This is a genomic window from Curtobacterium sp. NPDC089185, assembly GCF_040685235.1.
Lineage (GTDB): Bacteria > Actinomycetota > Actinomycetes > Actinomycetales > Microbacteriaceae > Curtobacterium > Curtobacterium citri.
Genome location: NZ_JBFBHK010000006.1, coordinates 104,472 through 121,554 on the forward strand (window position 1 = coordinate 104,472; position 17,083 = coordinate 121,554).

General features: G+C 74.1%; 17 protein-coding genes. 5 read left to right on the top strand and 12 right to left on the bottom strand.

Going from position 1 to position 17,083, the window contains the following annotated elements; genetic code table 11:
- Positions 1–5: 5 nt before the first annotated feature.
- The gene (locus AB0N84_RS08460) at positions 6–1,445 is read left to right on the top strand and encodes an amidase (protein ID WP_363545206.1); all 1,440 of its coding nucleotides are present in this window, start codon (positions 6–8) and stop codon (positions 1,443–1,445) included.
- Between the two features lie 130 nt (positions 1,446–1,575).
- Here AB0N84_RS08460 and AB0N84_RS08465 read toward each other — a convergent pair whose 3' ends face one another.
- The 6 genes from AB0N84_RS08465 to AB0N84_RS08490 all read right to left on the bottom strand — a co-directional run bounded on the left by AB0N84_RS08465 (position 1,576) and on the right by AB0N84_RS08490 (position 7,663).
- The gene (locus tag AB0N84_RS08465) at positions 1,576–2,358 is read right to left on the bottom strand and encodes a dipeptide/oligopeptide/nickel ABC transporter ATP-binding protein (protein WP_363545209.1); all 783 of its coding nucleotides are present in this window, start codon (positions 2,356–2,358) and stop codon (positions 1,576–1,578) included.
- Positions 2,355–3,176: an ABC transporter ATP-binding protein gene (locus tag AB0N84_RS08470; protein ID WP_363545212.1), complete on the bottom strand. Its 822-nt coding sequence runs from the start codon at positions 3,174–3,176 to the stop codon at positions 2,355–2,357. The genes AB0N84_RS08465 and AB0N84_RS08470 overlap by 4 nt, the downstream gene beginning before the upstream one ends.
- Positions 3,173–4,042, bottom strand: coding sequence for an ABC transporter permease (locus AB0N84_RS08475; RefSeq protein ID WP_363545215.1), 870 nt, complete (start codon positions 4,040–4,042; stop codon positions 3,173–3,175). The genes AB0N84_RS08470 and AB0N84_RS08475 overlap by 4 nt, the downstream gene beginning before the upstream one ends.
- Positions 4,039–4,992 carry an ABC transporter permease gene (locus AB0N84_RS08480; RefSeq protein WP_363545218.1) on the bottom strand — a complete coding sequence of 318 codons (954 nt, stop codon included), beginning with the start codon at positions 4,990–4,992 and terminating at the stop codon, positions 4,039–4,041. Before AB0N84_RS08480 ends, AB0N84_RS08475 begins: the two co-directional genes overlap by 4 nt.
- Before the next feature lie 46 nt (positions 4,993–5,038).
- On the bottom strand, positions 5,039–6,583 hold the full coding sequence (locus AB0N84_RS08485; protein ID WP_363545221.1) for an ABC transporter substrate-binding protein: 1,545 nt from the start codon (positions 6,581–6,583) through the stop codon (positions 5,039–5,041).
- Between the two features lie 63 nt (positions 6,584–6,646).
- Positions 6,647–7,663: an alpha/beta fold hydrolase gene (locus AB0N84_RS08490; RefSeq protein WP_363545224.1), complete on the bottom strand. Its 1,017-nt coding sequence runs from the start codon at positions 7,661–7,663 to the stop codon at positions 6,647–6,649.
- 78 nt (positions 7,664–7,741) lie between these two features.
- Between AB0N84_RS08490 and AB0N84_RS08495 the strand changes: the two genes are divergently transcribed.
- Positions 7,742–8,668 (top strand): siderophore-interacting protein, encoded by a 927-nt coding sequence (locus AB0N84_RS08495; RefSeq protein WP_363545227.1) that lies wholly within the window; start codon positions 7,742–7,744, stop codon positions 8,666–8,668.
- Entirely contained in the window at positions 8,665–9,474 is an 810-nt protein-coding gene (locus AB0N84_RS08500; protein ID WP_363545450.1) for an ABC transporter ATP-binding protein, read from the top strand. The genes AB0N84_RS08495 and AB0N84_RS08500 overlap by 4 nt, the downstream gene beginning before the upstream one ends.
- 150 nt (positions 9,475–9,624) lie before the next feature.
- Here AB0N84_RS08500 and AB0N84_RS08505 read toward each other — a convergent pair whose 3' ends face one another.
- The 5 genes from AB0N84_RS08505 to AB0N84_RS08525 form a co-directional block, all read right to left on the bottom strand.
- A complete protein-coding gene (locus tag AB0N84_RS08505) occupies positions 9,625–9,981 on the bottom strand; it encodes a Fe-S oxidoreductase (protein WP_363545230.1) in 357 nt (118 codons plus the stop codon).
- Positions 9,982–9,983: 2 nt separating this feature from the next.
- Positions 9,984–11,387: an NAD(P)/FAD-dependent oxidoreductase gene (locus AB0N84_RS08510; protein WP_363545233.1), complete on the bottom strand. Its 1,404-nt coding sequence runs from the start codon at positions 11,385–11,387 to the stop codon at positions 9,984–9,986.
- A gap of 127 nt (positions 11,388–11,514) precedes the next feature.
- A complete protein-coding gene (locus tag AB0N84_RS08515; protein ID WP_363545236.1) occupies positions 11,515–12,336 on the bottom strand; it encodes an arginase family protein in 822 nt (273 codons plus the stop codon).
- Between the two features lie 45 nt (positions 12,337–12,381).
- Entirely contained in the window at positions 12,382–13,107 is a 726-nt protein-coding gene (locus AB0N84_RS08520; RefSeq protein WP_182047462.1) for a PspA/IM30 family protein, read from the bottom strand.
- A gap of 93 nt (positions 13,108–13,200) precedes the next feature.
- A complete protein-coding gene (locus AB0N84_RS08525) occupies positions 13,201–15,258 on the bottom strand; it encodes a TPM domain-containing protein (protein ID WP_363545239.1) in 2,058 nt (685 codons plus the stop codon).
- 204 nt (positions 15,259–15,462) lie between these two features.
- On the opposite strand from AB0N84_RS08525, the gene AB0N84_RS08530 reads away from it, so the two are divergent.
- Positions 15,463–15,666, top strand: a complete 204-nt coding sequence (locus tag AB0N84_RS08530; RefSeq protein ID WP_058729997.1) for a hypothetical protein — start codon at positions 15,463–15,465, stop codon at positions 15,664–15,666.
- Between the two features lie 35 nt (positions 15,667–15,701).
- Positions 15,702–16,289 carry a 4'-phosphopantetheinyl transferase superfamily protein gene (locus AB0N84_RS08535; RefSeq protein WP_289458876.1) on the top strand — a complete coding sequence of 196 codons (588 nt, stop codon included), beginning with the start codon at positions 15,702–15,704 and terminating at the stop codon, positions 16,287–16,289.
- On the opposite strand, the gene map is transcribed toward AB0N84_RS08535, so the two are convergent.
- Entirely contained in the window at positions 16,270–17,040 is a 771-nt protein-coding gene (gene map, locus AB0N84_RS08540) for a type I methionyl aminopeptidase (RefSeq protein WP_289458875.1), read from the bottom strand. The two genes, AB0N84_RS08535 and map, sit on opposite strands and share 20 nt — an antisense overlap.
- Positions 17,041–17,083: the final 43 nt, after the last annotated feature.

Consider the following 17,083-nt stretch of genomic DNA (forward strand, 5'->3'; position numbering starts at 1 on the left):
GGACCGTGTTCGAACTCCACCACCTCGCCGCACAGGAACTCTGGGACTGGATCCGCCGGGGGGACGCGACGGCGCTCGAGGTGACCGAGCACTACCTCGCGCGGATCGAGCGGCTGGACCCGTCCCTCGGGGCGTTCGTCACCGTCACCGCCGACGCCGCGCGTGAGCGGGCGGAACGGCTCGGTTCGCTCGTCCCGACCTCCCGATCGCTGTGGGGCCTGCCCACCGCGGACAAGGACCTGTACGACCGGGCCGGGGTCCCGACACGGCACGGCTCGACCGCGCTGCCGGTGACGCCCGCGACCGTCGACCATCCGCTGGTGGCGGCGCTCGCCGCGGCGGGGACCGTGAGCCTCGGCAAGACGACGTCGCCGGAGTTCGGCATGTCCTCGTCGTCCGAGACCCGGTTCGGCACGACCCGCAACCCGTACGACACCGCACGGGCGCCGGGCGGATCGTCGAGCGGCACGGCGGTGGCCGTCGCGGCCGGACTCCTGCCCGCGGCGGTCGGCACCGACGGCGGGGGCTCGGTGCGCATCCCCGCCGCCGCCACCGGACTCGTCGGGCTCAAGCCGAGCCGGGGGCGGGTGCCGTCGATGCCCGGGCGTTCCGGGGTCGGTGGGCTGAGCGTCGCCGGACCGATCACGCGGAACGTGGCCGACGCCGGGATGCTCCTCGACGCCCTCGTGGCGCCGACCGGGCTGCCGGAGCCGTCGCCGTACGCGCTCGTCACCCCCGAGGTCGGCGAGGGACCGTTCACGGCTGCCGCCGTCCGGGGCGAGGGCCGGTTCGTCGTCGGGGTGCTCGAGGGGTCGCCGTGGGACGAGACCGTCGACGTCGTGGTCGATCCGGCAGCCCGGGCTGCGGTGTCGACCGCCGTGCGGGTGCTCGGCGAGGTCGGGCACGGGGTCGAGGACGTCGCGATGCCCCGGCTGCCGTACGCCGACGCCTTCCGCACGGCGTGGGAGTCGAGCGCCGCCGGGCTGCTGCGCGTGCCGGGCCTCGACCGGTCCGAGCTGACCCCGCTCGTGGCGTGGCTCGTCGAACGTGCCGGACGGCTGACCGCCGAGCGGGTGCTCGACGCGACGGCGACCCTCGACACGTTCTCGGCCGGCCTGATCCGGGCGTTCGACCCCTTCGACGCCGTGCTGACGCCGACCCTGGCGCTGACCCCGCGGCCGCTCGGCTGGTACGGCGACGACCCGGAGGAGGACTTCCGGCGGCAGTGCGCCTACTCGCCGTGGACGTCGATGGCGAACGTGTCGGGGTTGCCCGCGATCACGCTGCCGGTCGGCGTCACCGAGGAGGGACACCCCGACGGTGCCGGGCTGCCGATGGGCGTGCAGCTCGTCGGGCGACCGGGCGGTGAGCGCGTCCTGCTCGCGATCGGCGCCCAGCTCGAACGCCGGCTGCGCTGGCAGCGGCGCCACCCGCCGCAGTGGTGACGCGGGCCTGAGGTGCGGCGTCTGCGACGTGACGCGTGTCGATCGACACGCGCAACGTCGCAGGCCGCGCGCCGGCCGACCGACCGCCGCCGGGCCGGCCCGGGCCGGGCGACGCAGGGGCCCGGCGCGCCTACGGCAGCGTCGGCGCCGCCGCCACGAGCGCCCGCGTCACCGCGTGCTGCGGGTCGTCGAGGAGCGACACCGGTCCCTGCTCGACGATCCTCCCGGCCGACAGCACCGCGACGGTGTCGCACAGCCGCTGCACCACGCCGATGTCGTGCGACACGAGCACGAGCGTCAGCCCGAGGTCGTCGGCGAGCGACCGGAAGAGGTCGATCACGCGCGCACGGACGACCACGTCGAGGGCGCTCATCGGCTCGTCGCCGAACAGGACCCGCGGCCCGTGTACGACCGCCCGCGCGATGGCGATCCGCTGCCGCTGCCCACCGGAGAACTCGTGCGGGTACCGGTCGACAGCGTCGGCGGGCAGGTCGACCCGCTCGAGCACCGCACGAACGAGCTCGGCGTGTAGGCCCGGCACCCGGAGCGCCCGCAGCGGCTCGCCGACGATCGCCCCGACGCGCATCCGTGGGTCGAGCGATGCGTACGGGTCCTGGAACACGATCCCGGTCTCGCGGCGGAACCAGCGCATGGTGCGCGCGGAGGCCGAGGCGACCACCGGACGTCCGCCGGCCGTCACGGTGCCCGTGGTGGGCGCCTCCAGGCCGGCGAGCAGGCGCACCAGCGTCGACTTGCCCGACCCGGACTCGCCGACGATCCCGAGCCGCGACCCGGTGGCGACCGTCAGGTCGACGCCGTCCACCGCGGTGCGCACCGGTCCGGGCTCGAACGGTCCCCGGCGCGGCAGCCGGTAGGTGCGGTGGAGCCCGCTGGCGCGCAGCGCGTCGGTCATGCGGAGCCTCCGGTCAGTCGCGCGGTGGCACGGGCGGCGTCGACGAGGGCGGCCGTCGCCGGGTGCCGGGGTGCGTCGAGGAGCGCACGGACGGAACCCTGCTCGACGACCCGTCCGTGGTCGAGCACGACGGCCTGGTCCGCGATCCGCGCGAGCACCGCCAGGTCGTGCGTCACGAAGAGCATGCCGGTGCCGCGGTCGGTCGAGAGCCGCGCGAACAGCTCGAGGATGCGCGCCTCGGTGGTCACGTCGAGGGCGGTCGTGGGTTCGTCCGCCACCAGGTAGGCGGGGGAGCCGGCCATCGCCATCGCGATGCAGATCCGCTGCCGCTGCCCGCCGGACAGCTGGTGCGGGTACTGGCGCAGGAGCGAGGCCGGATCGGGCAGCCCGACGGCGTCCGCGAGGGCGACGGCCGCCGTGGCCGCCGCACGACGGTCCAGGCCGCGGTGCAGCCGGAGGGGTTCGGCGACCTGCGCACCCACGCGGCGGAGGGGGTCGAGCGCCGTGCCCGGCTCCTGGAACACCATGCCGATCCCGGCACCGCGGTGCCGTGCGCGCTCGCGGTCGCGCAGACCGACGAGCTCGGTGCCGTCGAGGCGGATGCTGCCGGTGACCTCCGCCCCGGTGGGCTCGAGCCCCATCAGGGCGAGCGAGGTCATGGACTTGCCGGACCCGGAGGCGCCGATGACGCCGACGCGCCGACCGGGAGGCACGGTGAACGTGACGTCGTCGAGGACCGTCCGCCCCGCGATGCGGACCGTCAGTCCGCGCACCTCGAGTCCGTCGCGCTCGGTCCGGTGGGTGGTCGCGTCGGTCATGCCGTCACCCCCGGGGTGGTCGTCGTGCTGCTCGACGCGCGGTCCCCGGTGGTGAGGCGCGGGTCCGTCGCGTCGCGCACCGCGTCGCCGAGCAGCGACAGGGCGGCGACGACGAGGGCGATCGCAGCGCCCGGCCAGGTGGCGCTCCAGGGGTGCACGCCGATGTAGGTCTGGAGGTCGGCGAGCAGGTTGCCCCACGAGGCGGTGTCCGACCCGGCGCCGTACCCGAGGTACGACAGCCCGGCCTCGGCGAGGACCGCGGTCGCCATCGCGAGCGACAGCTGCACCGTGAACAGCGGCGCCGCGTTCGGCACGAGGTGCCGGGTGAGCACGCCGAGCGGACCGACCCCGGACGCCCGGGCGGCCACGACGTAGTCGCTCCGGGCGATGCGGCGGATCTCCCCGCGGGTGACGCGGGCGATCGAGACACCGAAGGACAGGCCGACGCTGACGACGACGACGCCGAGGGAGCCGCCGAACACCGCGGTCAGGAGCATCGCGGTGAGGAGCGTCGGGAACGCGACGAGGATGTCGAGGAGCACGGCCGTGCCCTCGCGCACCCACCGCGTGGTCAGCGAGCCGACCGCGGTGAGGACGATCCCGACGACGCTCGCGACGACCCCGGACCCGAGCGCGACGAGCACGGTCGTGCGGGTGCCGGCGAGCAGGTAGCTCGCGATGTCCCGGCCCGCGGCGTCGGTGCCGAACCAGTGCGCCGGACCCGGCGCGGCCCACTGCCGGAACGGGTCCGCGCGGAAGGGGTCCTGCGGGGTCCAGAACAGCGACACGACGGCGAGCACGACGAGGAGCCCGAGGACGACCACGGCGAAGCACCCCGTCGGCCGGGCGAGCAGGCGGCGGATCACTCGCCCACCTCCCGCTGCCGCGGGTCGAGTGCGCGGTGCACGACGTCGACCGCGAAGCCGACGAGCAGCACCAGGCCGGTCAGGACGAGGAGCTCCGACTGCACCTTCGTGACGTCCCGACGGCCGACGTCGGTCACGAGCATGCGACCGACGCCGGGGAGCGAGAACAGCTGCTCGACGACGACCGCGCCGACGAGGAGCCCGGCGATCTGCACGCCGAGCACGGCCAGCACGGTGAGCGCCACCGACGGCAGGCCGTGCCGGAGCAGCGCCTGCGTGCGGGTGAGCCCGACGGCCGCGGCGGTGCGGACGTGGTCGGCGTCGAGCACGGACAGTGTCGCCGAGCGGGTGAAGCGCAGGATCACCGCACCCTCGACGGCGCCGATCGTCAGCGCCGGCAGCACGAGCGAGGAGAACGCTCGTGCGGGTTCGTCCCACCCGTCGAGCGGGAAGCCCTGCGTCGGCAGCCAGTGCAGCGTCACCGCGAAGAGGGCGATGAGGAGCATGCCGGCCCAGACGACCGGCACCGCGGCGACGGCCTGCGCGAGGAAGCCGATCACGGCACCGCCCGCGCGACGCCGGAGCACCGCGGCGAGCACACCGAGCGGCACCCCGATCACGAGCGCCGCCACGAGCGACATGCCTGCGAGCGGCAGGGTCACGGCGAGCTTCTGCGCGATCTCCGGGCCGACGGCGCCGTTCGTCACCAGGGAGCGTCCGAGGTCGCCACGCAGGACCCCGCCGATCCAGTCGAGGTACTGCAGGACGACCGGACGGTCGAGTCCGAGCTGCTGCCGGAGCTGCTCCACCTGCGCGGGCGTCGACTCGGTGCCGGCGACGATCTGCGCGACGTCACCGGGCAGCACGCGCAGCGTCGCGAACACGATGATGCTCGCGACGAGCAGGCCGACGACGAGCAGGAGCAGTCGCCCGACGAGGAACCGGGTCACGTCCCCGATGCTACGGGGAACGGCGCCCCGTCCCGTGGAGCCGGGCTCACCCGAGCGCCAGCTTCGACAGGTCGAGTCGCGAGTTCCCGCCGTCGACCGGGAACCCGGTGACGCCCTTGCGCACGGCCGTGATCTCCGTCGCGGTGTACAGCCACTCGCCGGCGGCGTCCTCGCTGACGATGCGGGCGGCCTTGCGGAGCGCCTCGACCTTCGCGGTCTCCGAGGTCGCGGCGAGCGACTCGGCGTACAGCGCCTGCACCTCCGCGTTGTCGTAGCCGAAGTAGTAGTCCGGGTTCGCCCAGTTGCCGAAGTCCCGTGCCTCGACGTGGTCGACCATCGACAGCTGGAAGTCCTTGTCCTGGAAGACCTGCGACAGCCACGTGGCGAAGTCGACGCGCTCGACCTTCAGCGTGATGCCGACGTCGGCGAGCTGCGACTTGAGCACGTCGCCGATCGTCGCCGGGTAGACGTTCGCGTAGGTGAGCGTCAGGTCGAGGTCGGGCTTCCCCGCCTCGGCGAGGAGCTTCTTCGCGTTGGCCGGGTCGTACGCGTCGATCGCGTTGAGGTCCTCGTAGCCCGGGTCGAGCTCGGGGATCGGGCCGCCCTGCTCGACGCCCGTGCCGCCGACTGCCTTGATGAGCGCCTTCGGGTCGATCGCCTGCCGGATGGCCTTCCGCACCCGCACGTCGGTGAACGGTGCCCGGGCGTCGTTGAACGCGAGCGTGTACTTGTCGGTCGTCCTGCCGCGGTGGAGCGCGATGTCCGGGTTGCCCTGCAGCTGGCCCTGCAGCGTGCCGTCGACGGGGTTGAGCACGTCGAGGTCGCCGTTCGCCATCGCGTTCACGGCCGTCGACGGGTCCGTGATGTACCGGAACACGATCTTCGCGACCTTCGGCTCGGTGCCCCAGTAGTCGTCGTTGCGGCTGAAGGTCAGCGAGTCGCCCTGCTTCCACGAGGACACCTCGAACGGTCCGGTGCCGTTCGCGCTGTCGGACAGGTCGTTCCGCGCGGCCTGCTCGAGCACCAGGCCCGCGCGACCGGTCAGGGTGAAGAGCAGGTCGGAGTCGGGCTTCGCCAGGCGCAGTTCGACGACGCCGTCCGACGGCGAGCTGATCGAGGTGACCCCGGCGAGCTTCGCCGAGTCGACGTAGCCGGCGTCGTCCTTGACCTGCTGCAGCGACCAGACGACGTCGGCGGCGGTGACGGGCTTGCCGTCCTGGAAGGTCGTGCCCTTGCGAAGCGTGAACGTGTAGGTCCTGCCGTCGGCGGAGACCTCGTGCCGCGACGCGAGCACGTCGCGGATCTCCCCGTCCGCCGTCCGGCCGACCAGGCCCTGGTAGACGTTGTCGATGAGCACCTGGTCGAGTGCCGCCCCGGACTGCTTGCGGATGTCGAGGCTGGTCGGCTCGAGCACGAGCCCGACGCGCACGGTGGCGTCGGCGCCGCCGCGGTCGTCCGAGGAGCCCGAGCAGGCGGTGAGCGTCAGGGCCGACACGACGGCGACCGCGGTGGCGGCCAGGGCGAGACGTGCCGAGCGGGTCCCGGTGCGGGTCCTGGTGCGGGTCCCGGTGCGGGGGAGGAGCGGACTCATGGGGTGTGTGGGTTCCTTCCGGGCGCGTGCCGTCGACGGTCGTCGCGTCGCGCTCGCACGAGGTTACCGGCGCTCGGGGGTGTCCGGCGACGATTCCTGTACGGGGTGCAACAACCCGTCCGGGTGCATCGACCCATCCAGGCGCGACGATCCGTCGGGCTGCAGCGACGTCACCGGCTGCAACACCCCGTGCCGCTCGCCCCATGCCCGGATCGCCGTCGCCAGTTCGAGGGGTGCCTGGTTCTGCACGGCGTGCCGGGCCGTGACGGTGACGACCTCCGCGTCCGGCAGCCGCTCCGTGAACCCGGTGTGCAGCTTCGGTGAGACGTACCCGCGGTCGCCGCGGACGAGCAGCAGCGGGACGTCCAGGGCGTCGAGGTCCGGCCACGCGTCGGCGAACCGGCCGACCGACGCGGTCCGGCCGGCCAGGTGCGGGAAGTGGTGCCGCCGCACGAGCCGGCCGTCCTCGCCGAGCCGCGTGGTGTGCCGCGCCTCGCGCAGGAGCACCGCCCGGTCGTCGCCGACGCGTGCCTCGACCGCGCGGTCGACCACCTCGTCGAGCGAGGCGAACGGGGTCTCGTCCTCGAGCGCCCGGGCGATCCGGTCGACCGCCCGCTGCGCGAAGTCGGGCGACATGTCGACGAGCACGAGGCCCGTCACCCGCTCCGGCGCCGTCGCCGCGAGCCTTGCCGCGAGGATCGCACCGAGCGAGTGCCCGACGACGACGCCGGGTGGCACCCCGAGCGCGTCGAGCGCGGCCAGCACCTGCGGTGCCGTCGCGGTGGCGCCGTAGTCCGCGTCGTCCCGCCACGACGACCGGCCGTGCCCGGGCAGGTCGAGGGCGACCGCCGGCTCGCCGACCGCGATCGCGGTCTGGTCGAAGCTGTGCGCGTCGATGCCGAGCCCGTGCAGGTAGGTGATCCGCGCCTCCCGTCCGTCCGCCGTGTTCCACCGGATCGCGGCGGTCTCGCGACCGACGTCGGTCCGGACCACCTGCCGGGAGGCGCGCAGCGGCTCCGCCACGCCGCTCGCCGCTGCGAGCGCGGCCAGGTCCGCGAATTCGTCGTCGGGTTCGTGCACGGTTCCGATCCTCGCACCCGGGGGCGGTACCCCGTTCCACCCTGGAAGGGTTAGGTGAGGCATGCCATACTCGTTCTCGTGGCAGCCCGGTACCGCGTCTTCTCCGTCCGCGTGGCGGCCGTCACCGCGCTCACCCCGTCGTTCGTCCGGGTGACGCTCACCGGTGACGCCCTCGCCGACTTCTCGGCGGTCGGGCTCGACCAGCGGATCAAGCTCGTCCTGCCGATCCCCGGGCACGGGTTCACCGACCTGCCCGACGGCGACGACTGGTACGGCGCCTGGCGTGCCCTGCCGGACGCGGAGCGCAACCCGCTGCGGACCTACACCGTGCGGTCGTTCCGCCCGGACGCCCACGAGCTCGACATCGACTTCGTCGCCCACGGTGACACCGGCCCGGCGTCGCGCTGGGTCTCGTCGTGCCGCGTCGGCGACGAGCTGCGGATCGTCGGGCCGGCCGTGCCGTCGTCGCCCGCCGAGCTGCCGAGCGGGGCGGCCGAGTTCGCGCCGGGCAGCGCCACCCGCATCCTGCTCGCCGGCGATGAGACGGCCGCGCCGGCCATCTGCGCGATCCTCGAGGCGCTCGACGTCACCGCGGTCGGGCACGTCTTCATCGAGGTCCCCACCGACGCCGACCGGCTGCCCGTGACCGCGCCTGCCGGGGTCGAGGTCCGGTGGATCGCCCGGAACGGTGCCTCGCACGGCGTCCGGATGACCGACCAGGTGCAGGCGTGGGCCTCGGACGTCGTGGCCGGCGCGTTCGCTCGCGGCGTCGTCGACCGGTCCGGAGTCGACCCGTCCGGTGTCGAGCTCTCCGAGGTGGACGTGGACGAGCAGGTGCTCTGGGACGTGCCGGCGCCCGTCGACGAGCGGCCCGTGTACGCGTGGATCGCGGGCGAGGCCGGCTGCGTCAAGGAGCTCCGTCGGCACCTGGTGCGCGGGGTCGGGCTCGACCGGGAGCAGGTCGCGTTCATGGGGTACTGGCGGCACGGCAAGGCCGAGCACTGAACATCGATCTGCCACCGCTCCCGACGACGGCGCTCGGCGTCCGTGGCCTGACGCTCGCGTACGACGACCGTGTCGTGGTCTCCGCGCTCGACGTGGACGTGCCGGACGGCGAGCTGACCGTCATCGTCGGACCGAACGCCTGCGGCAAGTCGACGCTCCTCAAGGCCTTCGCCCGCACCCTCACCCCGAGCGCGGGCACGGTGTTCCTCGACGGCGCCCCCATCACCTCCTACCGCCCGAAGGCCGTCGCGCGCCGGGTCGGCATGCTCCCGCAGACGCCGATCGCGCCCGAGGGCATCACCGTCCGCGACCTCGTGTCCCGCGGGCGCTTCCCGCACCAGGACCTCCTGCACCCGTCGTCCGGGTCCGACCGCCGCGCGGTGCAGGCCGCCCTCGAGCAGACCGACACGGTCGCACTGGCCGACCGCAGCGTGGGGGAGCTCTCCGGCGGACAGCGGCAGCGGGTCTGGATCGCCATGGTGCTGGCGCAGGAGACCGACATCGTCCTGCTCGACGAACCGACGACGTTCCTCGACATCGCCCACCAGTACGACGTGCTCGAGCTCGCCTCGGCCCTGCACGCCGCGGGACGGACCGTCGTCGCGGTGCTGCACGACCTCAACCAGGCCGCGCGGTACGCGACGCACCTCGTGGCGATGCGTGACGGGGCGATCGTCGCGCAGGGGACCCCGGCGGCGGTCCTGACGTCCGAGCTGGTCGAGGACGTCTTCGGGCTGCCGTGCGTGGTCGTCCCCGACCCGGAGACCGGCACGCCCCTCGTGGTGCCGCGGCGTCGCGCGGCCTGAGGTCGCGGCGCAGCCGCGGGCTGCTCGCGAGTGGGCAGGACCTGCCGCTCACGTCTGCCGAGTGGGGGGTTCCGGTCGGTGCTGCGCACCGAGTGTGACGGAACCTGCCCGCTCAGTTTCGGCCCGCTCGGTGCGGTCAGGTTCGGATGGTCAGCGGTACCCGCCGTCCTCCAGGCCGGCCTCGACCTCGAAGCGGTTGCGCAGCGGGTCCCGTCCGGCGACGGCGTACAGCAGCGGCATGAGCATGCCGTAGCGCCGCCACTGCGCCACGTGCACGCGCTCGTGGCGGAGCACCCGCGGTCCGTCGTTTTCGCGCGTCAGGTACACGGAGCCGACGCACGTGCCGCCGCGCCGGAAGACCCAGCGCGGCAGGCCCGTGCAGACGACCAACCCGTCCTCGACCCGGACGCGCCCGGTCGAGAGCGGCACACCGACCGCGAGCCCGACGGCCGTCGCGAACAACCACCCGGCGCGGGACGCGGGGGAATCGAGGAGCGGGTTTCGCACCCCTACTCCGGGCGGCCGTAGGTCTCGAGCAGGCGCAGCCAGACCTCGTTCATGGTCGGGTAGGCCGGGACGGCGTGCCAGAGGCGGTCGATCGGCACCTCGCCGACGACGGCGACCGTGGCGGCGTGCAGCATCTCGGCCACGTCCTGTCCGACGAAGGTCACGCCGACGACGACGCCGCGGTCCTCGTCGACGACCATCTTCGCCCGGCCGGTGTAGCCGTCCGCCTGCAGCGCGGAGCCCGCGACGGCACCGAGGTCGTACTCGACGGCGCGGACGTTCACCCCCTGCTTCCGGGCCGCGTCCTCGGTCAGACCGATGCTCGCGACCTCGGGGTCGGTGAACGTCACCTGCGGCACGGCGGCGTGGTCGGCGGTCGCGACGTGGGCTCCCCACGGCTCGGCGTGGACGGGTCGGCCCTGGGCGCGGGCGGCGATCGCCTCGCCGGCGGCACGCGCCTGGTACTTGCCCTGGTGGGTGAGGAGCGCGCGGTGGTTGACGTCGCCGACGGCGTAGAGCCAGTCGGTGCCCTGCACGAGCATGGTGTCGTCGACCTCGAGCCAGTCGCCGGCGGTCAGTCCGACCGTCTCGAGGCCGAGGTCGGCGGTGTGGGCCTTGCGGCCGGTCGCGGCGAGCACCTCGCTCGTGACCACGGTGGTGCCGTCGTCGAGCGTCGTGGTCACGAGCCCGTGCTCGTCGCGGTCGACGCGTGTCGGGCTGACACCGGTGCGCACGTCGATGCCGAGCTCGCGCATCGCGTCGGCGACGAGTTCACCGGCGAAGGGCTCCATGCCGCCGAGCAGACCGTGCCGGGCGACCAGGGTGACCTTCGAGCCGAGCGAGGCCCACGCGGTCGCGAGCTCCGAGCCGGCGACGCCGCCGCCGATGACGAGCAGGCTCTCCGGGACCTCCTGGGCGCTGGTGCCCTCGCGGGTGCCCCACGGCTGTGCGTCGGCGAGCCCCGGGACGTCCGGCAGCTGGTGGAGCGATCCGGTGACGACCGCGACGGCGGCGCGTGCGGTGTACTCCTCGCCGCCGACCTCGATGGTCTTCTCGCCCGTGATGCGGGCGTGGCCGCGGATGAGGGCGATGTCGGAGGACTCGAGCCACGCGACCTGGCTGTCGTCCTGGTAGTCGGAGGTGAACGAGTTGCGACGGGCGAGCACCTTCGCGGCGTCGACGTGTCCGGTGACCGCCTGGGCGGCTCCGTCCACGCGCTTCGCGGCGGCGACCGCGTGCCCGCTGCGGAGCAGGGCCTTCGACGGCATGCACGCCCAGTAGGAGCACTCGCCGCCGACCAGTTCGGCCTCGACCACGGCGACCGACAGGCCGCGCTTGTGGGCGTAGTCCGCCACGTTCTCGCCGACAGCGCCGGCTCCGATCACGATGAGGTCGTAGTCCGTCATGCTCCCGAACGTACGCGGGGCGACGGTGCACCGGCCGGGTGCGGTGCGGGGACCGGCGTGCCGGACGCGGGGACCGGACGGTGCATGCCGCGGAGACCGGTCGGTGCGCGCCGGGTGCGGGGACCGGTCAGGCCGCGCGTGACGCCGTCGTCAGGGCGCCGACCGCACGGAGGATCACCCCGAGGTCGTCGACCGCGCGGTCCGGGTCGACGGGCGCGAACCCGGTCAGGGCCGCACCGACCAGCCGGCGACCGCGCGTGGCCGCCTGGATGCGCTCCACGAGCCCGGCGGCATCGAGACCGAAGGGCACCGGCTCGAGCAGCCCGTCCACCTCCGCCGGGTCGAGGACGTCGAGGTCGACGTGGACGAAGACCCCCTCGGCACCGGTGGCGTCCACGGCCGCCGCGACCGCGTCCGGGGTGGCCGCGTCCACGTCGAGGTGGGTGATGCCGATGCGGTCGAGCGCGGCGAGCTCGGCGTCGTCCGTCCCACGGATGCCGACGACGACGACGGCCGCCGGGTCGACGGTCGGCAGGTCGGGGAACAGCTCGTCCGACCGGTCGACGAGCAGCCGGAGCACGGCGGTCTCCGCCGCCACCGGCTGCGCGCGGTTCAGCGACCGGTACCCGCTGGAGCCCGCGATGCGGACGAACGCGGTGCCCGGTCGGACGAGCACGGTGGCGCCGAGCACGCTCGATCCGTCGCCGCCGACGACGAGGACGGGCTCGCTCGCGACACCCGCCTCCTCCGCGACGCGTTCGGCGACCGCGCGGACCGCCGTGTAGCGGGCGACGGCGGTCTCGAGGCGGTCCCCGGCACCGGCGGGGACGTCGACGACGGTGGTGGCGGCACGGGGGAGATCGGCTGCGATGGCCTGCGCTCCGTCGCCGAGGCGCATCGCGCGCGACGACGCCGAACCCTGCCACTGACCGACGACGAGGAACTGCATCGTCTCAGTCTGTCAGCACGGTCCGGCGTCGTCCGGGGAACCGGCTCAGATCGAGCTGGATCCGCCGTTCTTCAGCGCGGCGAGCCGGGCTTCCACCTCGGCGTCACGGCCGACGTCCTCGAGGCTCTCGAACTGCGCGTCGAGGCTCGACGCCTGCAGTTCCTGCTGGCCGAGCACCTTCGCCTCCTCGCGACGGACCTTCTCCTCGAAGCGGTTCAGGTCGCTCGTCGGGTCGGTGATGTCGATGTTGCCGATGGCGTCGTTCACCTTCGACTGCGCCTCGGCGGTCTTCTGCCGTGCGACGAGGGTGTCGCGCTTGGCCTTGAGCTGCTCGAGCTTCTGCTCCATGCCCGCGAGCCCGGACTTCAGCTTCTCGACCTGCTCGTTCTGCGTGGCGAGCGGTCCCTCGTTGTCCTTGACCTCCTGCTCGGCGGCGAGCTGCTTACCGATGGCGATCTTCGCGAGGTTGTCGAACTTGTCGGCGTCCGCCGTCTTGCCCTCCGCGCGGTACTTGTCGGCAGCGGCGGAGGCGTTCGCGGCCTTCTGCCCCCACTCGGTCGCGGCGCGCTTGTCCTCCTCGTGGTCCTGCTCGAGCAGGCGGAGGTTGCCGATCGTCTGCGCGATCGCGGTCTTGGCGTCCGCGATGTTGTTCGAGTAGTCGCGCACGAGCTGGTCCAGCATCTTCTGCGGGTCCTCGGCGTCGTCGATGATCTGGTTCACGTTCGCCCGGATGAGCGAGGAGATCCGGCCGAAGATGGTCTGCTTTGCCATTGCTTTCCCTTTCGTGGAAGGTCCGTTGTGGTGCTGGTTCGGTCGTGCTGCGCCGCTGGCCGGGTCAGGCCGCGGCGGTCGGTGGAACGGCGTTCAGAAGCGGCCGCCGCCCGAGAAGCCGCCGCCCCCGCCACCGCCGCCGTCTCCGCCGCCGAAGCCGCCCCCGCCGCCGCCGAAGCCCCCGCCGCCGAAGCCGCCCCCGCCGAAGGACCCGCCGCCGAAGCTGCCGCCGCCGAAGCTGCCGCCGCGGCCGCCGAGCAGGCCGCCGAGCACGATGCCGGTGACCAGTCCGCCGAGCTGTGCGCCGTTGCCGCCGCCCCCGCCCTGGCCGGGCCACCCGCCCATGTCGTCGTTCGCCGCGTCCATCGCAGCCGCCGCGTACTGCTCCGCGGCACGCGCTGCCTGGACGGCACTGGCGGGATCGGTCGTCGCGAGGTCCACCGCGTCGTCGAGTGCCCGTTCCGCCTCGGACAGCCGGGTCCGTGCGGTCGTCCCGACACCGCCCCGTCGGACCGAGATGAAGTCCCGCGCCTGGCTGATGCGCGCTCGTGCGTCGCGCAGGGCGTCGTCGAGGGCCCGCTGCGCCCGCTGGCGCTGCTCCTGCGCACCGCGTGCCGCGGCCAGCGCGGCGTCGATGTCCGTGTTCGCCCGCGTCAGGACGTCGACCGCGGCGATCGGGTCGCGCGGGTCGAGGCCCTGCCGCAGCACGGTGTCGGCGCGGGTCACGGCTCCCGCCAGCGCCGGGTCGGCCGAGCGCATCGCACGCGCCGCGGCGACGTCGCCCTCGATGTCGACGCGCATCGCCTCGGCCCGCGCCGACGCCTCGGAGAAGGTGCGCTCCGCTCCGGTCGCGCTGGTGGTCAGCTGCTGCACCTGCGCGAGGGCGTGCTGGGCGTCCCGGACCGCGATCACCGCCTCGCCCTTGTCGCCCGCGGCGATGGCCGCGGTCGCCGCCTGCGAACGTTCGGTGGCGAAGCCGAGCACCTGGTCCGCCTGGGCGACGTTGTCGGAGACCGTGGCGAGGGTCCTGCCGGTGTACTGCCCACGGACCCGTTCGAGTGCGCGACGGGCCGCGTCGAGGTCGGCCGGCGCCGCGGCCACCGCCGACGCGAGCGCCGTCGCGGCGTCCTCCACGCCGTCCTCGAGCGCGCGGAGCCGGTCGAACGCCTCGGTCTGCTCCTCGATCGACGCGTGCGCCCGCTCGCAGATCGCGATGATGTCGTTCGCCCACTGCGCCCGCTGCTGCGGGGAGTCCGGCACCTCGTCGTCGAGCTGCTGCTGGTACGAGAAGGCCTGCCGCACCGAGCGCTTCGCGGCGGCCACCGCTTCGGCGAAGGGCTTCGCGGCGTCCTCGCCGAACTGCGCGCTGGCGAACCCGACCTCCTGCTCGGCCGTGCGGAGCTCGTCGTCGATCGTCACGAGTGCGCCGCCGGCCTTCCGCTCGAGCCCGGCGAGCGAGGCCTGTTGCGCCCGCTCGGCCTCGGCCGTCCGGCGCTTGTTGCGGGTGCGGACGACCAGCACGACGACCACGAGACCGACGACGACCACGAGGAGCAGGACCCAGAGCCACGTGAGGTCCGCCGGTGCCTGGGTCTGCACGAGTCCGTCGGCGAGGGCCACCGCGGCCCCCGCCCAGTCGCCGTTCCGCAGCTGCGGGACGGCGTCGTCCTGGTACGCCGACTCGACGTCCCCGCGGGACAGCGCGGTCTCGTTCGTCTGCTGGATGTCCGCGATCCGGTCGTCGACCGCCACGGACAGGACGATGGCGTCCGAGTCGATCTGGTTGCGCTCCATGAGGGCGTCGCCCCAGGCGGTGTGGTCGCTCGGGTTCGTGAAGGTCGGGACGTAGACCACGTAGAGCTGCGTCTGCGTGCGGTCGTACAGGTCGGAGACGGCCCGCTCGACCTCGCTCCGCTGGCTGCTGCTGAGCACGCCGGCCTCGTCGACGACGTACGCACCGCCCAGGTCGACCGGGTCGGTGGCGTGCGCGGCTGCGGCGGGTGCGAGCACGAGTCCGGCGGCGAGGAGCAGGCTCCCGAGGCGGGCGGCGAGCCGTGCGGCCCGCCCGCCCCGAGCGCGCGGCCTCGGTCGCCGGGGTGACCGGTCCGCTCCGGTGTCGTCCGTGCTCGATCCGTCGTGGACCGCTCGCATCCGTCCTCCGTCCGTCGGCGGGGGCGCCGTCGGCACCCTCGGTGCGGCCCCGCGGGGGAGCCGTGGCCCCGATGCTATCCAGGCGACGCACACAACGGGTGGATGCTCCGAGAACCCCCGGTGATGGGCGACTTGTGGAGGGCTTGTACCCCGGACCGGGGTATGGTGGAGGCCATCGTTCGACGACGAGCGGAAGGAAGCACCATGGAGCGCACGACGAGCACAGAGGTCGTCCCACTGGAGGACGGCTACCACCGCGTCTCGACGCCGGCGAGCGGCGTTATCGGGTTCGTCCGGGAGCAGGACGGCCGCTACGAGGTCCTGCGGGGTCGCGTCCGCCAGGCCACCCGGTCCGAGGGCGCCTACAGCACCATGAACGTCGCGCTGATCGCACTGACGCACGCCTGACCGCCGGCGGCGGGGCCGCCCGCTACGCTCGCCGCGTGGCCCGTCCGACCCCCGCCGTCCTGGTGACGATCGTCCCGTCCGGCGACGACCGGGAGGCCCTGCTCGCCGCCGTCGCGTCCGCTGCGGCCGTCGACGTGGCCGCCGTGCACGCGGGGCGCACCTGTCCGCACTGCGGGTCGACCGACCACGGCCGACCCTGGGCCACCGCCGCCGGACGCGCCGTGCCCGTGAGCACCGCGCGGACGGGCGGCGCGACCGCCCTCGCCGTCGTCCGCGGGACCGCCGTCACCGACGTGGCGCTCGGCATCGACCTCGAGCAGGTCGCCCGTGTCGCGGCCGCGCCGCTGGACGCCTTCGGGCCGGCCGAACGACGAGGGCTCGGCGGGGACGCCGACCGAGCCGCTGCCTGGGCCGTGAAGGAGGCCGTGCTGAAGCGGGACGGCCGGGGCCTGCGTGTCGACCCCACCGCGGTGGCGGTCGACCTCGAGCGCTCGGTCGCACGCTTCGCGGGACGCGTGCAGCCGGTCACCGTGCTGTGGCCCGCGCCGGGCACCGTGCTCGCGGTGGCGGCCGGCGGGCTGCCGGTCGAGGTCGAGGACCGCGTCACACCCCCGGTCGGGTGAGCACCTCGGCGCCGTCCTCGGTGATCGCGATCGTGTGCTCGGTGTGGGCGGTGCGGGCCCCCGTGGCGCTCCGTAGGGTCCAGCCGTCCGGGTCGGTGACGAGCTCGTCGGTGTCCGCCATCACCCACGGCTCCAGCGCGAGGAGCAGCCCCGGGCGCAGGGTGTAGCCGCGGCCCGGTCGTCCGGCGTTCGACACGTGCGGGTCCTGGTGCATCGTCGACCCGATGCCGTGGCCGCCGAACTCGGTGTTGACCGGGTGGCCGGCGGCAGCGAGGACGCTACCGATCGCGTGGGACAGGTCACCGGTCCGTGCACCCGGTCGGGCCGCGGCGATGCCGGCGGAGAGGGCGCGTTCGGTCGTCTCGATCATCGCGGTGTCCGCCGGGTCGGCCGTGCCGACGACGAAGCTGACGGCGGCGTCCGCGGCGATGCCGTCGAGCGACACCGCGAGGTCGAGCGTGAGCAGGTCGCCGTCCGCGAGGTCCCGGTCGTGGGGGAGCCCGTGGAGCACGGCGTCGTTGACGGCGGTGCAGACGTGGTGCCCGAACGGCCCGCGTCCGAAGGACGGCGCGTAGTCGACGTAGCAGGACTCGGCACCGGCGTCCTCGATCATCGTCCGGGTCCACCGGTCGATCTCGAGCAGGTTCGTGCCCACGCCCGTGCGCGCACGGAGGGTCTGCAGGATCGTGCCGACGAGCGCACCGGTCCGGCGTGCGCGGTCGACCTCGGCGGGGGAGAGGATCTCGATCACGGGATGATCGTACCGGTACTGTCCGGCCGGTACTATCATCGGA